Below are 15,022 nucleotides of genomic sequence, written 5' to 3' on the forward strand. Positions count from 1 at the left end.
CCGTGCGGCCGATCTATCTCGACAACAATGCGACGACGCGCGCGGATCCTGCCGTCGTCGCAGCCATGCTGCCGTATTTCTCGGAGCAGTTCGGAAATGCCTCGTCGGCGCACGCCTTCGGCAGTGAGGTGGCGGGGGCGGTGAAGCAGGCGCGCAAGAGCTTGCAGGCGCTGCTCGGTTCGGCCTTCGACCACGAAATCGTATTCACTTCTGGCGGTACCGAATCCGACAACGCCGCCATTCTGTCGGCCCTCGACAATCAGGACCGCCGTGACGAGATCGTCACGACCGCCGTCGAGCATCCTGCCATCCTGTCGCTGGTGGAATACCTCGCGGCGTCGCGCGGCATCAAAGCGCATTTCGTCGGGGTCGATTCGCGGGGTCGGCTGGATATCGAAGCCTATCGGCGCGCGCTCGGCCCGCGCACCGCGATCGCCTCGGTGATGTGGGCGAACAACGAGACCGGAGCGCTGTTCCCGGTCGAGCGGCTGGCCGTCATGGCACATGAGGCCGGCGCGCTGTTCCATACCGACGCCGTCCAGGCGGTCGGCAAGGTCCCGCTCGATCTGAAGGCGACCGCGATCGACATGCTGTCGTTGTCGGGACACAAGCTGCACGGACCCAAGGGCATCGGGGCGCTATACCTGCGCAAAGGTACGAAATTCAATCCGCTGATTCGTGGCGGACCCCAGGAGCGGCGGCGGCGCGGCGGCACGGAGAATGTACCGGCCATCGTTGGATTGGGAAAAGCAGCCGAGCTGGCGCTGACACAGATGCAGGACGAGCAGGCCGGCGTTCGTGCCCTGCGCGACCGTCTTGAATACGGCATCCTCAAGCTCGGCAATTGTTCGGTACTGGGGGACGCGGACAACAGACTTCCCAATACCTCCAATATCGCCTTCGAGCATCTCGAAGGCGAAGCCATCCTTCATCATTTGAACCGGGCGGGCATCGCAGCTTCGCTGGGCTCGGCCTGCGCCTCCGGTTCGATGGAGCCGTCGCACGTGCTGCGCGCGATGAATGTGCCGATGGCGGCACTGCGCGGCGCTATCCGGTTTTCACTGTCGCGCGACAATACGATCGATGACGTCGTCTGCGTATTGAATTTGCTGCCGGAGATCATTGCCAGGCTGAGGGCGTCGTCGCCGTCATGGCAGGAGCGCGCACATATCACGGCGAATCCATCCCGGTCCACGGAGCTGACCTCATGAAAGTTATGATTCGCCGTTCTCCTGAGACGGGGCTTTCGATCTACGTACCGAAAAAGGATCTCGAGGAGCCGATCGTCGAGTCCGAACACGAATCGCTGTGGGGCGGCTGGATCCGCATCGCCAACGGCTGGGTACTCGATCTGCCGGAAATGGCGGTGGGCACCTCGCTTCCCATCACGGTCAATGCCCGCAAACGCGGCCAGGAAAGTGAAGACTGATGAACGCCCCGATACCGTCGATTGATTTCCTGAAGCACGCCGACGCCGAGGCGACGCTGGCCGAGGTTGCTGCGGGACTGCGCGCAGGCACGGTCATTCCCTATCTGGGACCGGGGGTCGCCGAACTCTCGCAGTCCGCGGTGCCGATGAATCCGGAGGCGCTCGCGGCGTTCTTCGGCATCAAGGTCGCGCTGCCGCGGCGCGCCAAGGGCAATGCCTGGGCCGCCGCGCAGCATATCGAAAGCAACAAGCACCGCTCCACCGTTACCACATTGATGGCGGAGGCTTTCGCGGCGCCGGTGGAGCCGACGGCCCTGCATCGTTATCTTGCTTCGCTGCGCCTGCCGATGATCGTGGATGCCTGGTACGACGGCGCCATGCGCTCGGCGCTGAGGGAGCGGAGCGACTGGGGTGAGGTGCAGGGCATCACTCGCGCCGGTATCGGCGAAGACCGCTGGTACCGGTTTTACGACGCCGCCGGCGCCGAGACGGATCGAGCCGCGGCAAGCGGCTGGACCACCTTGCTCTACAAGCCTCATGGCAGCATCGCGCCGGCGCGGAACTTCCTGATCTCGGACGCCGACTATGTCGAGGTGCTGACGGAAATTGACATCCAGACGCCGATCCCCGACGTCGTCAAGGACCGCCGCACCGAGCGGAGTTTTGTCTTCATCGGCTGCCGCTTCAACGATCAGCTTCTCAGGACCTATGCACGGCAGGTCACGAAGCGGTCGTCGACCCTGCATTATGCGATTGTCGAGCCGGAAACGCTGAGCAAGAACGAACTTCGGTTTCTGTTCGGCCAGGGTCTGACGCCGATCGCCCTTCCGTTGGCTCGAGCTGTGGAAATCCTGACTGCGGCTGGCTGAGAGTTTCGTTCAGCAATGCCTTTCGGCCTGAAGTGGCACAACGCCGTCCGGGCGTGCGCGCGGTGCGGCAATCAGCAGTCCTCGGAAATGCCCGGGCGCATGATGCCGGAAATCACCAAGCAAATCCCAAGTCTGTAACGTTTCTAACATACTTTGAAAATCTTGGTCGGCGCGTGTTGGCAACGCGACAGCTCCCGCTCTCCCAATAACCCATTGAAATGTTGTGAAGTTGTCGACCTCTCGGCAATGGCACGCGAGTTGCTAATTGCCATCTCGCTAATTCTCTTCGGAACTTTTTGGATTTGGCCAGCAGCGAGGATCGCACATGCAAGCTTCAATACACGAAGGTACCGCGGCTCCCAGCGTCGCGAACGTTGGAGAAGTGATGCAGGCGATCGCGGAGCACAAGGGCTGCGGCACCAGTGGCGGCAGCGGCAAGGCGAGCTGCGGCTCGGCGGCGGGGCAAGGCGATTTGCCAACCGAGATCTGGGAGAAGGTGAAGAACCACCCCTGTTACAGCGAGGAAGCCCACCACCACTACGCGCGCATGCATGTGGCGGTGGCGCCGGCCTGCAACATCCAGTGCAACTACTGCAATCGCAAATACGACTGCGCCAATGAATCGCGCCCCGGCGTGGTCAGCGAGAAGCTGACCCCGGAGCAGGCCGCCAAGAAGGTGCTGGCGGTTGCCTCCACCATTCCGCAGATGACCGTGCTCGGGATCGCGGGTCCGGGCGACCCGCTCGCCAATCCCGAAAAGACCTTCAAGACCTTCGAGCTGATCGCCAAGACCGCGCCCGACATCAAGCTCTGCCTGTCGACCAACGGGCTCGCGCTGCCCGATCATGTCGACACCATTGCCGGCTTCAATGTCGATCACGTCACGATCACCATCAACATGGTCGATCCCGAGATCGGTGCAAAGATCTATCCCTGGGTGTTCTGGAAACACAAGCGCTACACCGGCGTCGAGGCCGCCAAGCTCCTGACCGATCGGCAGCTGCAGGGGCTCGAAATGCTCACCGAGCGCGGCATTCTCTGCAAGGTCAATTCGGTGATGATCCCGGGCGTCAACGACAAGCACCTCGTTGAGGTCAACAAGGCGGTGAAGTCGCGCGGCGCCTTCCTGCACAACATCATGCCGCTGATTTCCGCCCCCGAGCACGGCACCGTGTTCGGCTTGACCGGCCAGCGCGGCCCGACCGCGCAGGAATTGAAGGCGCTGCAGGATTCCTGCGAAGGCGAGATGAACATGATGCGTCACTGCCGGCAGTGTCGCGCCGACGCCGTGGGCCTGCTCGGCGAAGATCGCAGCGCCGAGTTCACCACCGACAAGATCATGGCGATGGAGGTCAACTACGACCTCGACACCCGCAAGGCCTATCAGGCCAAGGTCGAAGAGGAGCGCGTCGCCAAGGTCGCTGCGAAGCAGGAGGAGCTTTCGACGCTGGCCGGCGAAATGAGCGAGATCAAGCTGCTGGTCGCGGTGGCGACCAAGGGTTCCGGGCTGATCAACGAGCACTTCGGTCATGCCAAGGAATTCCAGGTCTATGAACTCTCGACCTCGGGAGCGAAATTCGTCGGTCACCGCCGGGTCGATCTCTACTGCCAGGGCGGATTTGGCGACGAAGAAAGCCTCGAGACGGTGATCCGCGCGATCAACGATTGCCACGCGGTGTTCGTGGCCAAGATCGGCGGCTGCCCGAAGGCGGACCTGCTGAAGGCAGGGATCGAGCCGGTCGATCAGTTTGCCCATGAGTTCATCGAGAAATCGGCGATCGCCTGGTTCAAATCCTATCTCGACAAGGTCAACAGCGGTGAGATCGAACACGCCGAGCGCGGCGATGCCGAAATCCGCCAGGGCGCGCTGATCACGGCGGCCTGAACATCCGAAAAATATGAATGAGCTACCAGGAGCAAGCGATGGCGCTGAAGATCATATCCTCACAATGCACCAGCTGTTCGGCATGTGAGCCCGAATGTCCCAACGTCGCAATCACGGAGAAAAACGGAACCTTCGTGATCGATCCGAAGAAATGCACCGAATGCCTCGGGCATTTCGATGCCCCGCAATGCGCGGCGGTCTGTCCGGTCGATGATACCTGCGTCATCGACAATTCCTTCCCGCGTTACCAGGTTCCGGCTTGAGGAGGGCACGATGAATTTCACCCTTACGCCGGCGGCAACCAAATTCATTCGGATGATGATCCGTGCCGACGGGGATGCATCCTCAGGTTTCCGGCTCGCCGTCAGTCCCGGCGGCTGTTCGGGCCTGGCGGCCGATATCAGCGTCCGCAAGGAGCCCGCGGCCGGCGAGGCCGTGGTGGAACGCAATGGCGTCAAGCTCTTCCTGCCTGCGGAGAGCCGTATCCTGCTCGATGGCGTCACCATCGACTTCGCCGATACCCCGTCGCAAACCGGGCTCGTCTTCAAGGATCCGAAGCAGGTCTCCTGCTCGAGCCACTAGACAGGAGGCGCCGATGATGGGGTCTGCGGATCGAGGCGAGCCGCAATCCGTCACGGAGGCGGCAGTCCTGGCCAATGCGTTGCTCGGCGGCGAGCTTCCGCCCGAAGCGGAATTCCATCTGTGGGAGGCCGGGCTTTCCTACCATCTGGACGATGTCGCCGAGCATCATCTGCGGGAAGCCCAGGCGCTTGCCCCCGGACACGCGGCGGTGCTGATCGGCCTCTACCGGTTCTACTTCTACAAGGGACGTTTGGCCGACGCGCTGACGGTCGCGAAGCTGTGTCTGGAGAAGGCGGCGCGCGAAAACAGGCTTGCGGCCGATTGGCAAAAGGTCGCGGCCGGCGATGCCGCGTTCGGCCAATACGAGAACATCCTGCCGCGCTTCTACCTCTTCACGCTGAAGGGGTACGCCTATCTGCAGATGCGGCTCGGCAACCTCGAAGAGGGCCGTGTAGCCGTCCTGAAGCTCCTCGAGCTGGATCCGAGCGACAAGGTGGGCGCGCGGGTGTTGCTCGAGGTCCTCGAACGAATGGGGCAGGACGATGATGGATGACATCGACGAGGCCCGGGATTGGTGTGGCAATGAAATCGATTGCCGCGGCTGCGCTCACCAGGATCTGGCGAGCGCCGGCGGCTGCCGCCTGAAGCATGCCTGCGTCAACGACCGCTATGCGCGGCGTATCGATCGCTTCTTCAACTGGAATCCGGAACTTGCCAATTCCTACATCGCGCATCCGCATTTCGAGGTGCGCGCGATCGCGGCCAAGCACGCCAGCGTATTCCTGCTGCCGCCGCTGCTCGACGATCCCGAAGAAACCGTGCGCTGGAACGCAGCGCGGCGGCTGCCGAAGCGGCTGGTGCTCCGGCTGCGGACGGATGCTCATCGCGAGGTCAGGATTCGCATCGCCTCGTTGCTCGACGATGCCGAGCTGATGCCGATGATGAACGATCCGGATTACTACGTGCGGCTGGTGATCGCGCGTCGCGTCGCGCCGTCGCTGCTTGTGCACATGATCGACGATGAGGAGGCCGAAGTGCGCCGCATCGTGGCGCAGCGCATTCCGCGCGACTGGCTGCTTCGGATGGCGAGCGATCGGGATGCTCGGGTGAGGTTGGAGATCGCTCAGCGCCTGGCTCCGGAACTGCTCTTCCGGCTTCGTTACGATCCGGACTGGCGCGTGCGCTACGAAGTGGCGAGCAGGATCGCGGTCGGGGAACTCGCCGAACTGGCGGACGATAGCGACGGCCTCGTACAGGACATGGCGCGGGCGCGTGCGACCGGCAGACAGGAGCGGCTAGGGGAGTTTCCGGCATGAGTAATATCGTTCGAGACAGCGATGTGGTGGAGCTTTCCGCGCCGCCCTATTTCAATTTCGGCGAAAAGGTGAAGGCGAAGCGCACCATCCGCAACGACGGCACCTATGCCGGCAAGGAGATCGGAGAGGTTCTCGCGAAGAAGGGCGAGGAGGGCTACGTCGTCAGCATCGGGACATTCCTGCAGCAGTTCTACATCTACGGCGTCGAGTTCATGGAGAGCGGCAATCGTGTCGGGATGAAGCGCAAGGAACTGGACCCGGCGATTGCGCGCGACGAAATGTCGGATCTGCCTCTGCCGGGAGGAACCGCAGCATGATCGAACCGAGACTCCCGAAATATCAATGGGGTCAGCGCGTCAAGGCGCTGATCGACCTTCTCAACGATGGGTCGTTTCCCGGCAAGCCCGCCGACGCCATGTTGGTCAGCGTCGGCGATACCGGAGAAATCGTTCAGGTTGGAACGCAGACCGAGGCGAACCTGCCGATTTACCTGGTCGAATTCGACGAGCGGCTCGTCGTCGGATGCCTCGAGGAAGAGATCAGCCCGCTCTAGAGGAGCAGACACCATGCTATCGGCCACTCTGATTCAGCCGGCGATCAGGCCATTCGCTCATCCGAACGATCTCGACCGCAAGCGGATCGAGCGCGCATTGAAGGCGCGCAGACGGTACCGGTACGTCACGCCCAGCGTGACCACGACCATCGGCGGCTATCGGATCGAAAGCCCATGCTGCTCGAGAAATGTCGATCGGGACGGCGGCGTCGTCGACGTCGCGCTGCTGTTGCATGATGCCGATGGCGCGCGATGGCAGCTGTTTCGAAAGGACCACCAGAAGGGCTTGTGGCAACTCGACAGCACCCATGAGCGGCTGCCCGCGGCACTGGAACGATTGAACGCCGATCCCGACCGAAGCTTTTGGCAATGAACTTGCATAACCAGTGCTTGCAAGAGCAGGGGGCGCGATCCTCTCACACAGGGCAACGGGAATGGCGTTAGGCGCAGACGAGTTGATGGAAATCGATCGGGTGCTTTCCGACCCGGGTGCCGATGCGCGCGTCTTTACCGAGCTGCGGCGGCGGTTTCCGCATCTGTCGTGGACGAAGTGCGACGCCAATGACGTGACCGAAACCCCGTTCCGCAGCTATTCGCGATTTGAAATCCACCTCGTCGACCGCACCGACCACTGCCTGCAGATCACGGCGGACCCGGCGCGCGCCAGCGGCATCGTTCTGGCGAACCGGAACGCGATGTCATGACCGAGCTCGCCATCGTGCAGGATATCGAAAGCGACGACGTCGTTGCCGAAGAGGCGGACGAGAGCTTCATCCCGCTTTCGGACCCCGATATCACCTTGGCCGAGCTCGAGGCCGTCGATTCGGTCATGCGGTCGCCTCGGCTTTCCTCAGGGCCTGCAGTGGAGGCCTTCGAGGCGGCGTTTGCGGCCTATCTCGGGCGCAAATATGCGATCGCGGTGCCGAGCGGCACGCTCGGGCTTCTGCTTGCCCTCAAGGCTTACGGGATCGGTCCGGGACAGGAGGTGATCGCGTCGCCCTATTCGTTCCGGGAGACCGCGCATGCCGTCAGCATCGCCGGCGCCAGGCCGGTATTCGCCGACATCGACTACTGGGCCGGAACGCTGGTGGCGGAGAAGGCGGAAGCCCGCATTACTGCGAATACGCGCGCCATCGTCGCTTGCAACAATAACGGTCACCCCGCGCAGTGGTCGGAATTGCGCGCGGTGGCGAAAAAGCACGGCCTCGTGCTGATCGAGGATTCCACCGAAGCCATCGGCTCGCGCTACCAGGGCGCGCTGGTCGGAACTTTCGGCGACGTCGCGGTGTTCGATTTTTCGCAGCCTTCCGCATTGACCTGCGGTGAGGGCGGCATGGTGGTTACCGATGACGTCGACGTCGCGGTGGCGTTGCGGCGTCATCGCGCGCATCGTCTGGAAGAGCGCGCGTCCGTCGTCGTCAGCGCGACACCGGCCCATCAGGCCGGGATGAGCAGTATTGCGGCCGCGCTCGGCCTGGCGCAATTGCGGCGGCTGGACGAGATTCTGGAACGTCGACGGCTGACCGAACATCTCTACTACAAGCATGTGCAGTCCTTTGAGGGAATAAAGCCGCCGTATGTGGGGCCTGACGTGACGGAGGTGAACTGGTTTCTCTACCTCGTTCATCTCGGCACGCGCTTCACGCGCTCCAGCCGCGACGCCATCGTGGAAGATCTGCGGGTCGAGCAGGTGGAAGCGGCGGCCTACTGCAATCCGCTTCATCTGCAGCGGCACTATTTCGAACTCGGCTATCGCCGTGGCGACTATTTCGTCACCGAAAAGGTGGCGGATCGTGCGGTCGCGCTGCCGTTCCACACCCATCTGACGGAAGATCAGATTGAATTCATCGTAGGCACGATGAAGGACGCGTCGATCAATGTCGGGGCGGGTGCGGCAATCTACTAGAAGTGCAACAAAGAGGAATCGAAAAATGTCGATACTTACTGTCATGCCGTCAGGCAAAACGATCGAGGTCGCCGAGGGGACGACCCTGCTGGCCGCGCTGCTCGGCGCGGAGATGGGCATCCTGCACAAGTGCGAGGGACAAGCCAAATGCGGCTCCTGCCACATCTACGTGCAGGAAGGAAGAAAGGGCCTCTCCAAGATAGCCCGCGAGGAGAATGAGAGGCTGGATACCATCGTCGGCATCGGCTCCAAGTCGCGGCTGGCCTGCCAGGCCAAGGTGCTGGGCACCGAGAACATCAAGATCGAATTGCTGGGCTTCGGCTCGGGCATCTAGGAGAGAGCAATGGAATCGCAGACCGTGCTCATACACGTGCGCTTCGCGCCCAACGGCGTCGTCGTCGAAATCAGCGAGCGGCCGACGGCCCTCAGCCCTCAGGAATGGTACAATTTTCTGAGCGACAAGGCTGCCAACGCCTATCAACCGCTTGCCGGCGGCCGCGGCGTGTTCCGGCTGACGAAGGACGCCCTCGATCCGCTCAAGGCCGAGAGCACGCCGACGGCGGCGTGACGACGGCGGCACTGCACGGCGGAGACGGTTTGCGCGTCTCCGCTGCGGCCGTGGATGCGTTCATTTGAGAAATTGAATCCGGAACAAGCTGATCTTTTCCGCGGTGTCGAGACCGCGCCGCGCCGGCCATCTGTTCTGGAAGAAGAACGTGGAGACGTCGCGGGTCACGTCCTTGCCCCTGACGTACCAGCGCTCGACGCCGTCGGGGGAAATCACCGCGGGCCCGTCGCCTCGATGGACCAGATTGTCTTCCAGCCAGAGCCTGGTGTCGGTGTAGAGATAGCAGCCGGCCTTGCGCGACATGTCGTCCTGATTGCGATCTTCCACCACGATCATTTCTGTCATAGCTGCTCCTGCTTCCCGGCCTCCGATTGCGCTGTTCATGCAAGAATCATGCGCTGAGGTCAGGTAGCACATTCATCCGGCATCCTGATCTTCGCGACGTGAAAACCTGGCAAGTGTTGCCGTATTGTACCCTTCCTCGCGCAACACGCGCTGGACTGCGGGGCGCGCGAGCATGCGCATGTAATGCGTCACAAGACTATCCGGCAGCGCAATATTGGTCTTGTCGGCCCAGAATTCGACATAGAAGAGGATTGCATCGGCGACCGAGTAGTCGCCTGCCAGATAGGGTCCGGTTTCGATCGTGTTGTTCAGAATCGCAAAGCCCTTTGCGACGATGTCGCGGCCGAGGTCACGCACCGAGTCGTGGTCGGCTGGATTGCGGGCAAACGTGCTGGTGGCGAAGATGCGGGCGAAGCCCTGGCCGTGGATGGTCCCCACGACATAGGCCATGGCTTCGATCAGGCGGCACTCGCTCTCGATGCCGTTCGGCCACAGTCTGGCGCGCGGATAGCTGCGCGCCAGCCAATAAGCGATGGCCGGAACTTCGGTGAGCGATGTGCCATCGCGGCGTACCAATGTCGGAATCGTCGATTTTGGATTGATCGCGACATAATCCGGCTTGAACTGCTCGCCGGCCGGCAGGTTCACCACGTGGGCCTCGAACGTCTCTTCCAGCTCCTCCAGAATGATATGGATAGCCGTCGAGCACGACCCGGGGGTCATGTAGAGCTTCATGGCTGCCATCGGTGGTCCTTTCGGCATCTCGCGGAACAGTGGATCCCGGGCGCACGCGCCCTCGCGGCATGCTTCATGCAAATATCGGGTCAGTAGTGTTTTGCGGGCTCGTCGATGGGGCGAGTACGACAGCAATGTCGTCTTTGCGACAAGGACAGGTATGGCGATCGATCTCAAGAGCGAATGGTCCGCCGCTGATGTCAGCGCGCTGCTTGCTTCGGTCGAGGATGATCGGAGCTGGCGTCTCGAAGTCCTGGCTGACGGGACGGCCAAGCTGAATGATCTGAGCGCCGTGCCGGACGCAGCTTATGAAGAGTCGCTGCACTGCTTCTTCGAGATCTGGGAGCAGGGAACGGACTTCGTCGGTCCGGGCGCCGCATGCGACAAGAGCTTGTGCAAGAAGATCGAGAAACTCCTTCGAGAGAATTATCCGGCGCTCAAGGGCGCGCGGACGCTTTCAGCGCTCTGAGCGATGGCAGGGGGGTAAGGCATGAAAGGCGCGCCGCTCGCGGAACGAGGTCGGGAGATGTCGTCAACTGAACTTGAGGTCTTCGCCGTTTGCGCTGCCGACGACATCGAGCGGGGCGATGCCAGGGCCTTCAGCCTGTCGCGCGTCACCGAGGCCGGCGAGAACCGGCCGTTTCCGATCGTCATCGTCCGGACCCATGCCGACGGCTATTTCGGCTATGTCAATTCCTGCCCGCATGAAGGCATCTGGCTCAATTTCGGGGAAGGCAACTTCTTCACGCCGGATCGGGCATTCCTCAAATGCGGCAGGCACGGTTCGACCTTCGAGATTGAAACCGGGCTGTGCATCGACGGACGGTGCAAGGACAAGAGCCTGGAGCCGATCGCGCTCGCGGTGGTCGATGGCGACGTCTGTGTTTGCGGCGTTGCGCTGGTCGAGGACCACGGCGTGCCCAATCCGTTCGATGAACTCGACGATACCATGGAAATCATGATTCATCCGGATTGACGAGGGGAGCTGCGCCGCCCGGCGACGGCCCAACGAGGAGGCCTGTGAATGGACGATGTGAATCGGGAGTGCAGGTTCTTCGTCTCCTATAGCGGCGTCAAACTGCCTTTCAACCTCGTGAACCCGATCGATCCGGAAATGCTCTCGCACCGCAACACCTTCATCCGCGCCTATTTCGACCAGGCGGGGAAGTTGAGCGGTTTCGACAAGGTCGTTTATGGCGAGGTTGAACTCTCGCACCGTTACGAATATCACGCCAATGGCGCGTTGAAGCGGGCGGAGATCGCAATGCCGGATGAGGAGCCGGCGGCGCTCGACTTCGACGAGGCCGCGGCGCCCGGTGTTCGGCCCGTGAGGGCGGCGGGAATTGACGAGGAAGGCCCATGACGGTCGCAGGATTGCTTGAAGCGCTGGCGAAGATGCCAAAGGATGCGGTCGTCCTGATGGAGAGCGGCGGCGGTTTGTCGCTTGTCGCCGGGCTCGATTTCGTCGAGGAACAGGGGGCCGGCGCGCCGGCCGAGGTCATCTTGCTGCCGAACATGGATGAGTGATCTTTTCGTCGAACGTCGCCGCCATGCGCGGCGACCCCGGAGTGAATGATGTCTGAGATCGTAGCGGAAATATCGATGTTCGAGCGAATCGGCGGCGCCGTCGTCGTCGATCGGCTGGTGGAGGCATTCTACGGCAGGATGGACGCGCTGCCTGAAGCGACCACGATCAGGGCCATGCACGCGGCGGATCTCGGGCCGGTCAAGAATGTGCTCAAGCGTTATCTGACCGAGTGGACCGGCGGCCCCAAGCTCTATTCTCCGGAAAAGGGCCACCCGCGGCTGCGGCAGCGGCATATGGGATTTGCGATCGGCAACGCCGAGCGCGATGCATGGCTGCTCTGTATGCGCGGTGCGCTCGAGGAGACGGTCGCAGACGGCAATGCGCGGCAGGAACTCGACATGGCGTTGACCAAGCTCGCGGACTGGATGCGCAACCAGGCCGGCAATCCTCACGACGCCGGAACCGGGCGTCCCTGAGACAAGCAGTGAGATCGCTGCGGCAACCTGGCTCCGGCTTCGATCACAGCGGGGTTCCGAAAAACGCCTCTTCGTCGCCGCCCCAGGCCTTGTGCAACGCCAGCGCGCTGCGCCATTTTGCAGCCTCGGAATCGTCGGCGTTGCGATGGGTGATCTTGCCGTCGGGGTTTTCGGCGAGCAGGTAGGCCTTCCCGTTTCGGATGAAACGATTGAGGTCCTTGGTGTCGGTCGGACGCACGACGCATCGCGGCGCCTCGTCGATGACAATGGTGGTCGGAAGCATATCTTCTCTCCTTTCCATCAAGTCCGATGGCTAGAACCCGTCTTCCCGTCGGCCCCAGGGATGTGCGCCGGCTACAAGCGGGGCCTTGACGCCGGCTTTTTCGATGTCGGAGAGGCTCTTGTAGAACGTGCCCTCGTGAACCAATGTGCCGCCCTTGGTGGTGATCGCCACATAGCGGGCCCCGGGATCGGTCTCGCAAAGATAACCGCCGCCCGGATCGAGCGTTGAGCGGGCGTTGCCATCCCAATCGATGAAGAAACCGGCTGCTATCGACATCGAAAGTCTCCTTCAAGTCATTCCCGTCGACCTCTGACGGGTTCGATCGGGTTCGCGACTGCCCCAGCCGCATTGCGCGGACTACGGACCGTCAGCGTCCGAAACCAGCTTCGCCAATCCCTTCTCGATGATGGCAAGGCAGGCCAGAAAGCGATCGTATTCCGCCTTGCTGATGCTGATCATTTCGGATGAGGCGAGCGGCGCCGATCGGGATGTCGCCGCTTCAACCGCCTCGAACAGGACTTTTTCGAGCTGAAAGATCCGCTCGCTCGCCCGCTCCAGGTAGGGCAGGGGATTGGCGCGAATGTTCGCCTCGTGCAAGGCGCTCAGTTCCAGAAGCGTTCGCAGGCGGCGCGCGGCCTTGCGATCCTCGGTACCGAAATCGTGCCTGATGACGCTCATCGCTTTCTCTGCGCCCCGCGCGGCAGGCGATCGATCTCGGAGCGGTCGCCGGTTGCGTTGCAGCTATGTCCTGGCGCTTCACTCCGCATCGTTGTCGCATCAATCCATCGGCGGTTCGAGATCGTCGGCGCCTTCTTTCTTCTTCTTTTTCTTCTCGACCTTGGCCTGGGCGTAGGCCCCGGCATTCTTCAGGGCGATCGGGGGTTGGCCCTCGACATATTGGGAGATCCACACCAGCGTCCGTGCCAGTGCCGCTTTCGCCGCCTCGTCGTGATAGCTGTCGCGGTCGTCGCAATTGAACGCGTGCGCCGCGCCCGGATACGAGAATGCGCTGACATCCGGCCGGTGCGATCGAAACTGGCTAACCTGCTCGAGGGGAGTCAGCGGATCGGCCTCGCCAAAATGCAGCAGGGTAGGCACTTTCCGCTTTTCGCGGTAATCGTCGACGATCCCGCCGCCATAATACCCGACGGTACATGCCACTCCGCTGACGCGATTGGCGGAAACGTAGGCGAGGTATCCGCCCCAGCCATATCCGACGACCGTCACCTTGCCGGCGCTCTTGACGGCATCCACCGTCTCTTGAATATCGCCGATCGCGCGGTCCGTGCCGACCTGTTGCATCAGGTTCGCGCCCTCGGCGAGGCCGCCTTCGTCATAACCCAGTGCGACGTCCGCCTTCACGGAGTCGAAAAGCGCTGGCGCGATGGCGAGATAGCCCTTCGCGGCGAATTCGTCCGTGACCTTTCGGATCTGGGGATTGATGCCGAAGCGATCCTGAATGACGACGACGGCGCCTTTTGGCATCCCGTCGGGATCGGCACGATAGGCGGAAAACCTGTGTCCGTCGCCGGCTGTCAGCTCGATCATGGTGTCCTCGTCTCTCTCGGTTCTGTTGCTGCAAAGGTGGATTTCAGATCAAGCCCAGTTCCAGTTGAACGTCTTCCGACATTCGTGACTTGTCCCAGGGCGGATCGAACACAAGATTGACATCCACGGTGCCGACGCCCTCGACGCCAATGACAGCTGTCTGCACCATCTTCACCATTTCGCCGGCGACGGGACAGCCGGGCGCCGTTAGTGTCATGTCGATCTCAACATGGCCCCATTGTTTCGGCTCTATCCGGTAAATCAGTCCGAGATCGTAGATGTTTACCGGTATCTCCGGATCATGCACCGTGCGCAGCGCAGCGATGATGCGCTCGGTCAGGCTGCTCGAGCCTGTCTCGGAGGGAGCCAGCGCGTCACCGCCCGCAAGCGTCGGTGAGGCGACATCGATTCTGCCATCATCCATCATTCGCCGGTCTCCGTTTTGTGACCATCCCCTCGTCTCAGCTCTTGCGAATCATTCTCTGCAAGGTCGATGCCAGCCGGCTTCTCAACTGACGCCCTCGGCCAGCGCCGCGACGACCGGCCATCCGACGGCGCCCGCGGGATCCAGCCGCTGCAAAGCTGCGAGCATCTGGTTGGCTCGCTGCGGGTCGTTCTGCCGCAGATGGATGAAAGCGAGTGCCTTCAAGGTGTAGAGCGCAAAACGGCCGGGGCCATCGGGAACAACGCGCTGCGGCTGCCATTGCCGCCAGTCGGCGTCCCATCCTGCCTGGCTTGCCGCTTCCCTAAGGCCGCTCTCTGCCGCGATCTGCGCCTGGTCGAGATGGCCCTGATAGGTATGGATCTTGTACAGGCAGAAGTAGATCGGAAGCTGCGCCGGCGCCGCCGCCAGCGCCCGCCGAAACAGCCGGTCCGCCTGCGCGCGATCGTGGCGATAGACCGCGACTCCCTGTTGCAGCAACGCGTCGACGTCTTCGGGAAGGTCTCCGAAATTGATCGTGTCGCGTTCTGCGAACAGCTCGGTCATGTGACGCCCGG

General features: G+C 62.2%; 28 protein-coding genes. 20 read left to right on the top strand and 8 right to left on the bottom strand.

Annotation, left to right across the window (positions count from 1 at the left end; translation table 11 throughout):
* Nucleotides 1-2 precede the first annotated feature (2 nt).
* The 15 genes from nifS (at nucleotide 3) to KMZ29_RS08420 (ending at nucleotide 9,108) form a co-directional block, all read left to right on the top strand.
* Nucleotides 3-1,211 (top strand): cysteine desulfurase NifS, encoded by a 1,209-nt coding sequence (nifS, locus tag KMZ29_RS08350; protein ID WP_215623260.1) that lies wholly within the window; start codon nucleotides 3-5, stop codon nucleotides 1,209-1,211.
* The gene (nifT, locus tag KMZ29_RS08355; protein ID WP_215623261.1) at nucleotides 1,208-1,429 is read left to right on the top strand and encodes a putative nitrogen fixation protein NifT; all 222 of its coding nucleotides are present in this window, start codon (nucleotides 1,208-1,210) and stop codon (nucleotides 1,427-1,429) included. Before nifS ends, nifT begins: the two co-directional genes overlap by 4 nt.
* A complete protein-coding gene (locus KMZ29_RS08360; RefSeq protein ID WP_215623262.1) occupies nucleotides 1,429-2,298 on the top strand; it encodes an SIR2 family NAD-dependent protein deacylase in 870 nt (289 codons plus the stop codon). The genes nifT and KMZ29_RS08360 overlap by 1 nt, the downstream gene beginning before the upstream one ends.
* Before the next feature lie 325 nt (nucleotides 2,299-2,623).
* A complete protein-coding gene (nifB, locus tag KMZ29_RS08365) occupies nucleotides 2,624-4,183 on the top strand; it encodes a nitrogenase cofactor biosynthesis protein NifB (RefSeq protein ID WP_215623263.1) in 1,560 nt (519 codons plus the stop codon).
* 38 nt (nucleotides 4,184-4,221) lie between these two features.
* Nucleotides 4,222-4,446, top strand: coding sequence for a YfhL family 4Fe-4S dicluster ferredoxin (locus KMZ29_RS08370; RefSeq protein WP_215605586.1), 225 nt, complete (start codon nucleotides 4,222-4,224; stop codon nucleotides 4,444-4,446).
* A gap of 10 nt (nucleotides 4,447-4,456) precedes the next feature.
* A complete protein-coding gene (locus KMZ29_RS08375) occupies nucleotides 4,457-4,765 on the top strand; it encodes a HesB/IscA family protein (RefSeq protein WP_215623264.1) in 309 nt (102 codons plus the stop codon).
* 16 nt (nucleotides 4,766-4,781) lie between these two features.
* On the top strand, nucleotides 4,782-5,318 hold the full coding sequence (locus tag KMZ29_RS08380; protein WP_215624193.1) for a tetratricopeptide repeat protein: 537 nt from the start codon (nucleotides 4,782-4,784) through the stop codon (nucleotides 5,316-5,318).
* Complete coding sequence (locus tag KMZ29_RS08385; RefSeq protein ID WP_215623265.1) at nucleotides 5,308-6,081, top strand: 4Fe4S-binding leucine-rich repeat protein; 774 nt, start codon at nucleotides 5,308-5,310, stop codon at nucleotides 6,079-6,081. Before KMZ29_RS08380 ends, KMZ29_RS08385 begins: the two co-directional genes overlap by 11 nt.
* The gene (locus KMZ29_RS08390) at nucleotides 6,078-6,398 is read left to right on the top strand and encodes a nitrogen fixation protein NifZ (RefSeq protein ID WP_215623266.1); all 321 of its coding nucleotides are present in this window, start codon (nucleotides 6,078-6,080) and stop codon (nucleotides 6,396-6,398) included. The genes KMZ29_RS08385 and KMZ29_RS08390 overlap by 4 nt, the downstream gene beginning before the upstream one ends.
* A complete protein-coding gene (locus KMZ29_RS08395; RefSeq protein WP_215623267.1) occupies nucleotides 6,395-6,634 on the top strand; it encodes a nitrogen fixation protein NifZ in 240 nt (79 codons plus the stop codon). The genes KMZ29_RS08390 and KMZ29_RS08395 overlap by 4 nt, the downstream gene beginning before the upstream one ends.
* 13 nt (nucleotides 6,635-6,647) lie before the next feature.
* Nucleotides 6,648-7,007 carry a DUF3024 domain-containing protein gene (locus tag KMZ29_RS08400; protein ID WP_215623268.1) on the top strand — a complete coding sequence of 120 codons (360 nt, stop codon included), beginning with the start codon at nucleotides 6,648-6,650 and terminating at the stop codon, nucleotides 7,005-7,007.
* 61 nt (nucleotides 7,008-7,068) lie between these two features.
* Entirely contained in the window at nucleotides 7,069-7,338 is a 270-nt protein-coding gene (locus KMZ29_RS08405) for a DUF6129 family protein (protein ID WP_215623269.1), read from the top strand.
* Entirely contained in the window at nucleotides 7,335-8,540 is a 1,206-nt protein-coding gene (locus KMZ29_RS08410) for a DegT/DnrJ/EryC1/StrS family aminotransferase (RefSeq protein ID WP_215623270.1), read from the top strand. The genes KMZ29_RS08405 and KMZ29_RS08410 overlap by 4 nt, the downstream gene beginning before the upstream one ends.
* A 25-nt stretch (nucleotides 8,541-8,565) precedes the next feature.
* On the top strand, nucleotides 8,566-8,874 hold the full coding sequence (locus tag KMZ29_RS08415; protein ID WP_215623271.1) for a 2Fe-2S iron-sulfur cluster-binding protein: 309 nt from the start codon (nucleotides 8,566-8,568) through the stop codon (nucleotides 8,872-8,874).
* 9 nt (nucleotides 8,875-8,883) lie between these two features.
* On the top strand, nucleotides 8,884-9,108 hold the full coding sequence (locus tag KMZ29_RS08420) for a hypothetical protein (RefSeq protein ID WP_215623272.1): 225 nt from the start codon (nucleotides 8,884-8,886) through the stop codon (nucleotides 9,106-9,108).
* A gap of 60 nt (nucleotides 9,109-9,168) precedes the next feature.
* Here KMZ29_RS08420 and KMZ29_RS08425 read toward each other — a convergent pair whose 3' ends face one another.
* Both KMZ29_RS08425 and KMZ29_RS08430 read right to left on the bottom strand, forming a co-directional pair.
* Entirely contained in the window at nucleotides 9,169-9,453 is a 285-nt protein-coding gene (locus KMZ29_RS08425; RefSeq protein ID WP_215623273.1) for an aldehyde dehydrogenase, read from the bottom strand.
* 72 nt (nucleotides 9,454-9,525) lie between these two features.
* Nucleotides 9,526-10,188: a glutathione S-transferase family protein gene (locus KMZ29_RS08430; protein WP_215624194.1), complete on the bottom strand. Its 663-nt coding sequence runs from the start codon at nucleotides 10,186-10,188 to the stop codon at nucleotides 9,526-9,528.
* Between the two features lie 160 nt (nucleotides 10,189-10,348).
* Between KMZ29_RS08430 and KMZ29_RS08435 the strand changes: the two genes are divergently transcribed.
* Genes KMZ29_RS08435 through KMZ29_RS08455 form a run of 5 tightly spaced genes read left to right on the top strand, consistent with a single transcriptional unit; the run spans nucleotide 10,349 to nucleotide 12,192 of the window.
* Nucleotides 10,349-10,657 (top strand): hypothetical protein, encoded by a 309-nt coding sequence (locus KMZ29_RS08435; protein WP_215623274.1) that lies wholly within the window; start codon nucleotides 10,349-10,351, stop codon nucleotides 10,655-10,657.
* Nucleotides 10,658-10,714: 57 nt separating this feature from the next.
* A complete protein-coding gene (locus KMZ29_RS08440; RefSeq protein ID WP_215623275.1) occupies nucleotides 10,715-11,164 on the top strand; it encodes a Rieske (2Fe-2S) protein in 450 nt (149 codons plus the stop codon).
* A 48-nt stretch (nucleotides 11,165-11,212) separates the two neighbouring features.
* Nucleotides 11,213-11,551, top strand: coding sequence for a DUF6156 family protein (locus tag KMZ29_RS08445; RefSeq protein ID WP_215623276.1), 339 nt, complete (start codon nucleotides 11,213-11,215; stop codon nucleotides 11,549-11,551).
* On the top strand, nucleotides 11,548-11,715 hold the full coding sequence (locus tag KMZ29_RS08450) for a hypothetical protein (protein WP_215623277.1): 168 nt from the start codon (nucleotides 11,548-11,550) through the stop codon (nucleotides 11,713-11,715). Before KMZ29_RS08445 ends, KMZ29_RS08450 begins: the two co-directional genes overlap by 4 nt.
* A gap of 48 nt (nucleotides 11,716-11,763) precedes the next feature.
* Nucleotides 11,764-12,192 (top strand): group II truncated hemoglobin, encoded by a 429-nt coding sequence (locus tag KMZ29_RS08455; protein WP_215623278.1) that lies wholly within the window; start codon nucleotides 11,764-11,766, stop codon nucleotides 12,190-12,192.
* A 43-nt stretch (nucleotides 12,193-12,235) separates the two neighbouring features.
* Here KMZ29_RS08455 and KMZ29_RS08460 read toward each other — a convergent pair whose 3' ends face one another.
* The 6 genes from KMZ29_RS08460 to KMZ29_RS08485 all read right to left on the bottom strand — a co-directional run bounded on the left by KMZ29_RS08460 (nucleotide 12,236) and on the right by KMZ29_RS08485 (nucleotide 15,011).
* Complete coding sequence (locus tag KMZ29_RS08460) at nucleotides 12,236-12,475, bottom strand: hypothetical protein (protein ID WP_215623279.1); 240 nt, start codon at nucleotides 12,473-12,475, stop codon at nucleotides 12,236-12,238.
* 30 nt (nucleotides 12,476-12,505) lie between these two features.
* Nucleotides 12,506-12,751 (bottom strand): hypothetical protein, encoded by a 246-nt coding sequence (locus tag KMZ29_RS08465; RefSeq protein ID WP_215623280.1) that lies wholly within the window; start codon nucleotides 12,749-12,751, stop codon nucleotides 12,506-12,508.
* Between the two features lie 81 nt (nucleotides 12,752-12,832).
* Nucleotides 12,833-13,153: a hypothetical protein gene (locus KMZ29_RS08470; protein WP_215623281.1), complete on the bottom strand. Its 321-nt coding sequence runs from the start codon at nucleotides 13,151-13,153 to the stop codon at nucleotides 12,833-12,835.
* A 99-nt stretch (nucleotides 13,154-13,252) separates the two neighbouring features.
* Nucleotides 13,253-14,023, bottom strand: coding sequence for a dienelactone hydrolase family protein (locus KMZ29_RS08475; RefSeq protein ID WP_215623282.1), 771 nt, complete (start codon nucleotides 14,021-14,023; stop codon nucleotides 13,253-13,255).
* Nucleotides 14,024-14,066: 43 nt separating this feature from the next.
* Entirely contained in the window at nucleotides 14,067-14,447 is a 381-nt protein-coding gene (locus KMZ29_RS08480) for a DUF59 domain-containing protein (RefSeq protein ID WP_215624195.1), read from the bottom strand.
* A gap of 84 nt (nucleotides 14,448-14,531) precedes the next feature.
* Nucleotides 14,532-15,011 (bottom strand): hypothetical protein, encoded by a 480-nt coding sequence (locus tag KMZ29_RS08485; protein WP_215623283.1) that lies wholly within the window; start codon nucleotides 15,009-15,011, stop codon nucleotides 14,532-14,534.
* Between the last annotated feature and the right edge of the window lie 11 nt (nucleotides 15,012-15,022).

Source organism: Bradyrhizobium sediminis, assembly GCF_018736085.1.
GTDB lineage: Bacteria > Pseudomonadota > Alphaproteobacteria > Rhizobiales > Xanthobacteraceae > Bradyrhizobium > Bradyrhizobium sediminis.

Coding starts and splice junctions, on each gene's coding strand:
- KMZ29_RS08405 (WP_215623269.1), top strand. CDS start 7,069: ATGGCGTTAGGCGCAGACGAGTTGATGGAAATCGATCGGGTGCTTTCC.
- KMZ29_RS08380 (WP_215624193.1), top strand. CDS start 4,782: ATGGGGTCTGCGGATCGAGGCGAGCCGCAATCCGTCACGGAGGCGGCA.
- KMZ29_RS08385 (WP_215623265.1), top strand. CDS start 5,308: ATGATGGATGACATCGACGAGGCCCGGGATTGGTGTGGCAATGAAATC.
- KMZ29_RS08370 (WP_215605586.1), top strand. CDS start 4,222: ATGGCGCTGAAGATCATATCCTCACAATGCACCAGCTGTTCGGCATGT.
- KMZ29_RS08375 (WP_215623264.1), top strand. CDS start 4,457: ATGAATTTCACCCTTACGCCGGCGGCAACCAAATTCATTCGGATGATG.
- KMZ29_RS08455 (WP_215623278.1), top strand. CDS start 11,764: ATGTCTGAGATCGTAGCGGAAATATCGATGTTCGAGCGAATCGGCGGC.
- KMZ29_RS08400 (WP_215623268.1), top strand. CDS start 6,648: ATGCTATCGGCCACTCTGATTCAGCCGGCGATCAGGCCATTCGCTCAT.
- KMZ29_RS08445 (WP_215623276.1), top strand. CDS start 11,213: ATGGACGATGTGAATCGGGAGTGCAGGTTCTTCGTCTCCTATAGCGGC.
- KMZ29_RS08360 (WP_215623262.1), top strand. CDS start 1,429: ATGAACGCCCCGATACCGTCGATTGATTTCCTGAAGCACGCCGACGCC.
- KMZ29_RS08415 (WP_215623271.1), top strand. CDS start 8,566: ATGTCGATACTTACTGTCATGCCGTCAGGCAAAACGATCGAGGTCGCC.
- KMZ29_RS08390 (WP_215623266.1), top strand. CDS start 6,078: ATGAGTAATATCGTTCGAGACAGCGATGTGGTGGAGCTTTCCGCGCCG.
- KMZ29_RS08485 (WP_215623283.1), bottom strand. CDS start 15,011: ATGACCGAGCTGTTCGCAGAACGCGACACGATCAATTTCGGAGACCTT.
- KMZ29_RS08430 (WP_215624194.1), bottom strand. CDS start 10,188: ATGAAGCTCTACATGACCCCCGGGTCGTGCTCGACGGCTATCCATATC.
- KMZ29_RS08395 (WP_215623267.1), top strand. CDS start 6,395: ATGATCGAACCGAGACTCCCGAAATATCAATGGGGTCAGCGCGTCAAG.
- nifB (WP_215623263.1), top strand. CDS start 2,624: ATGCAAGCTTCAATACACGAAGGTACCGCGGCTCCCAGCGTCGCGAAC.
- KMZ29_RS08470 (WP_215623281.1), bottom strand. CDS start 13,153: ATGAGCGTCATCAGGCACGATTTCGGTACCGAGGATCGCAAGGCCGCG.
- KMZ29_RS08460 (WP_215623279.1), bottom strand. CDS start 12,475: ATGCTTCCGACCACCATTGTCATCGACGAGGCGCCGCGATGCGTCGTG.
- KMZ29_RS08440 (WP_215623275.1), top strand. CDS start 10,715: ATGTCGTCAACTGAACTTGAGGTCTTCGCCGTTTGCGCTGCCGACGAC.
- KMZ29_RS08480 (WP_215624195.1), bottom strand. CDS start 14,447: ATGGATGATGGCAGAATCGATGTCGCCTCACCGACGCTTGCGGGCGGT.
- nifT (WP_215623261.1), top strand. CDS start 1,208: ATGAAAGTTATGATTCGCCGTTCTCCTGAGACGGGGCTTTCGATCTAC.
- KMZ29_RS08425 (WP_215623273.1), bottom strand. CDS start 9,453: ATGACAGAAATGATCGTGGTGGAAGATCGCAATCAGGACGACATGTCG.
- KMZ29_RS08465 (WP_215623280.1), bottom strand. CDS start 12,751: ATGTCGATAGCAGCCGGTTTCTTCATCGATTGGGATGGCAACGCCCGC.
- KMZ29_RS08475 (WP_215623282.1), bottom strand. CDS start 14,023: ATGATCGAGCTGACAGCCGGCGACGGACACAGGTTTTCCGCCTATCGT.
- KMZ29_RS08420 (WP_215623272.1), top strand. CDS start 8,884: ATGGAATCGCAGACCGTGCTCATACACGTGCGCTTCGCGCCCAACGGC.
- KMZ29_RS08410 (WP_215623270.1), top strand. CDS start 7,335: ATGACCGAGCTCGCCATCGTGCAGGATATCGAAAGCGACGACGTCGTT.
- KMZ29_RS08435 (WP_215623274.1), top strand. CDS start 10,349: ATGGCGATCGATCTCAAGAGCGAATGGTCCGCCGCTGATGTCAGCGCG.
- KMZ29_RS08450 (WP_215623277.1), top strand. CDS start 11,548: ATGACGGTCGCAGGATTGCTTGAAGCGCTGGCGAAGATGCCAAAGGAT.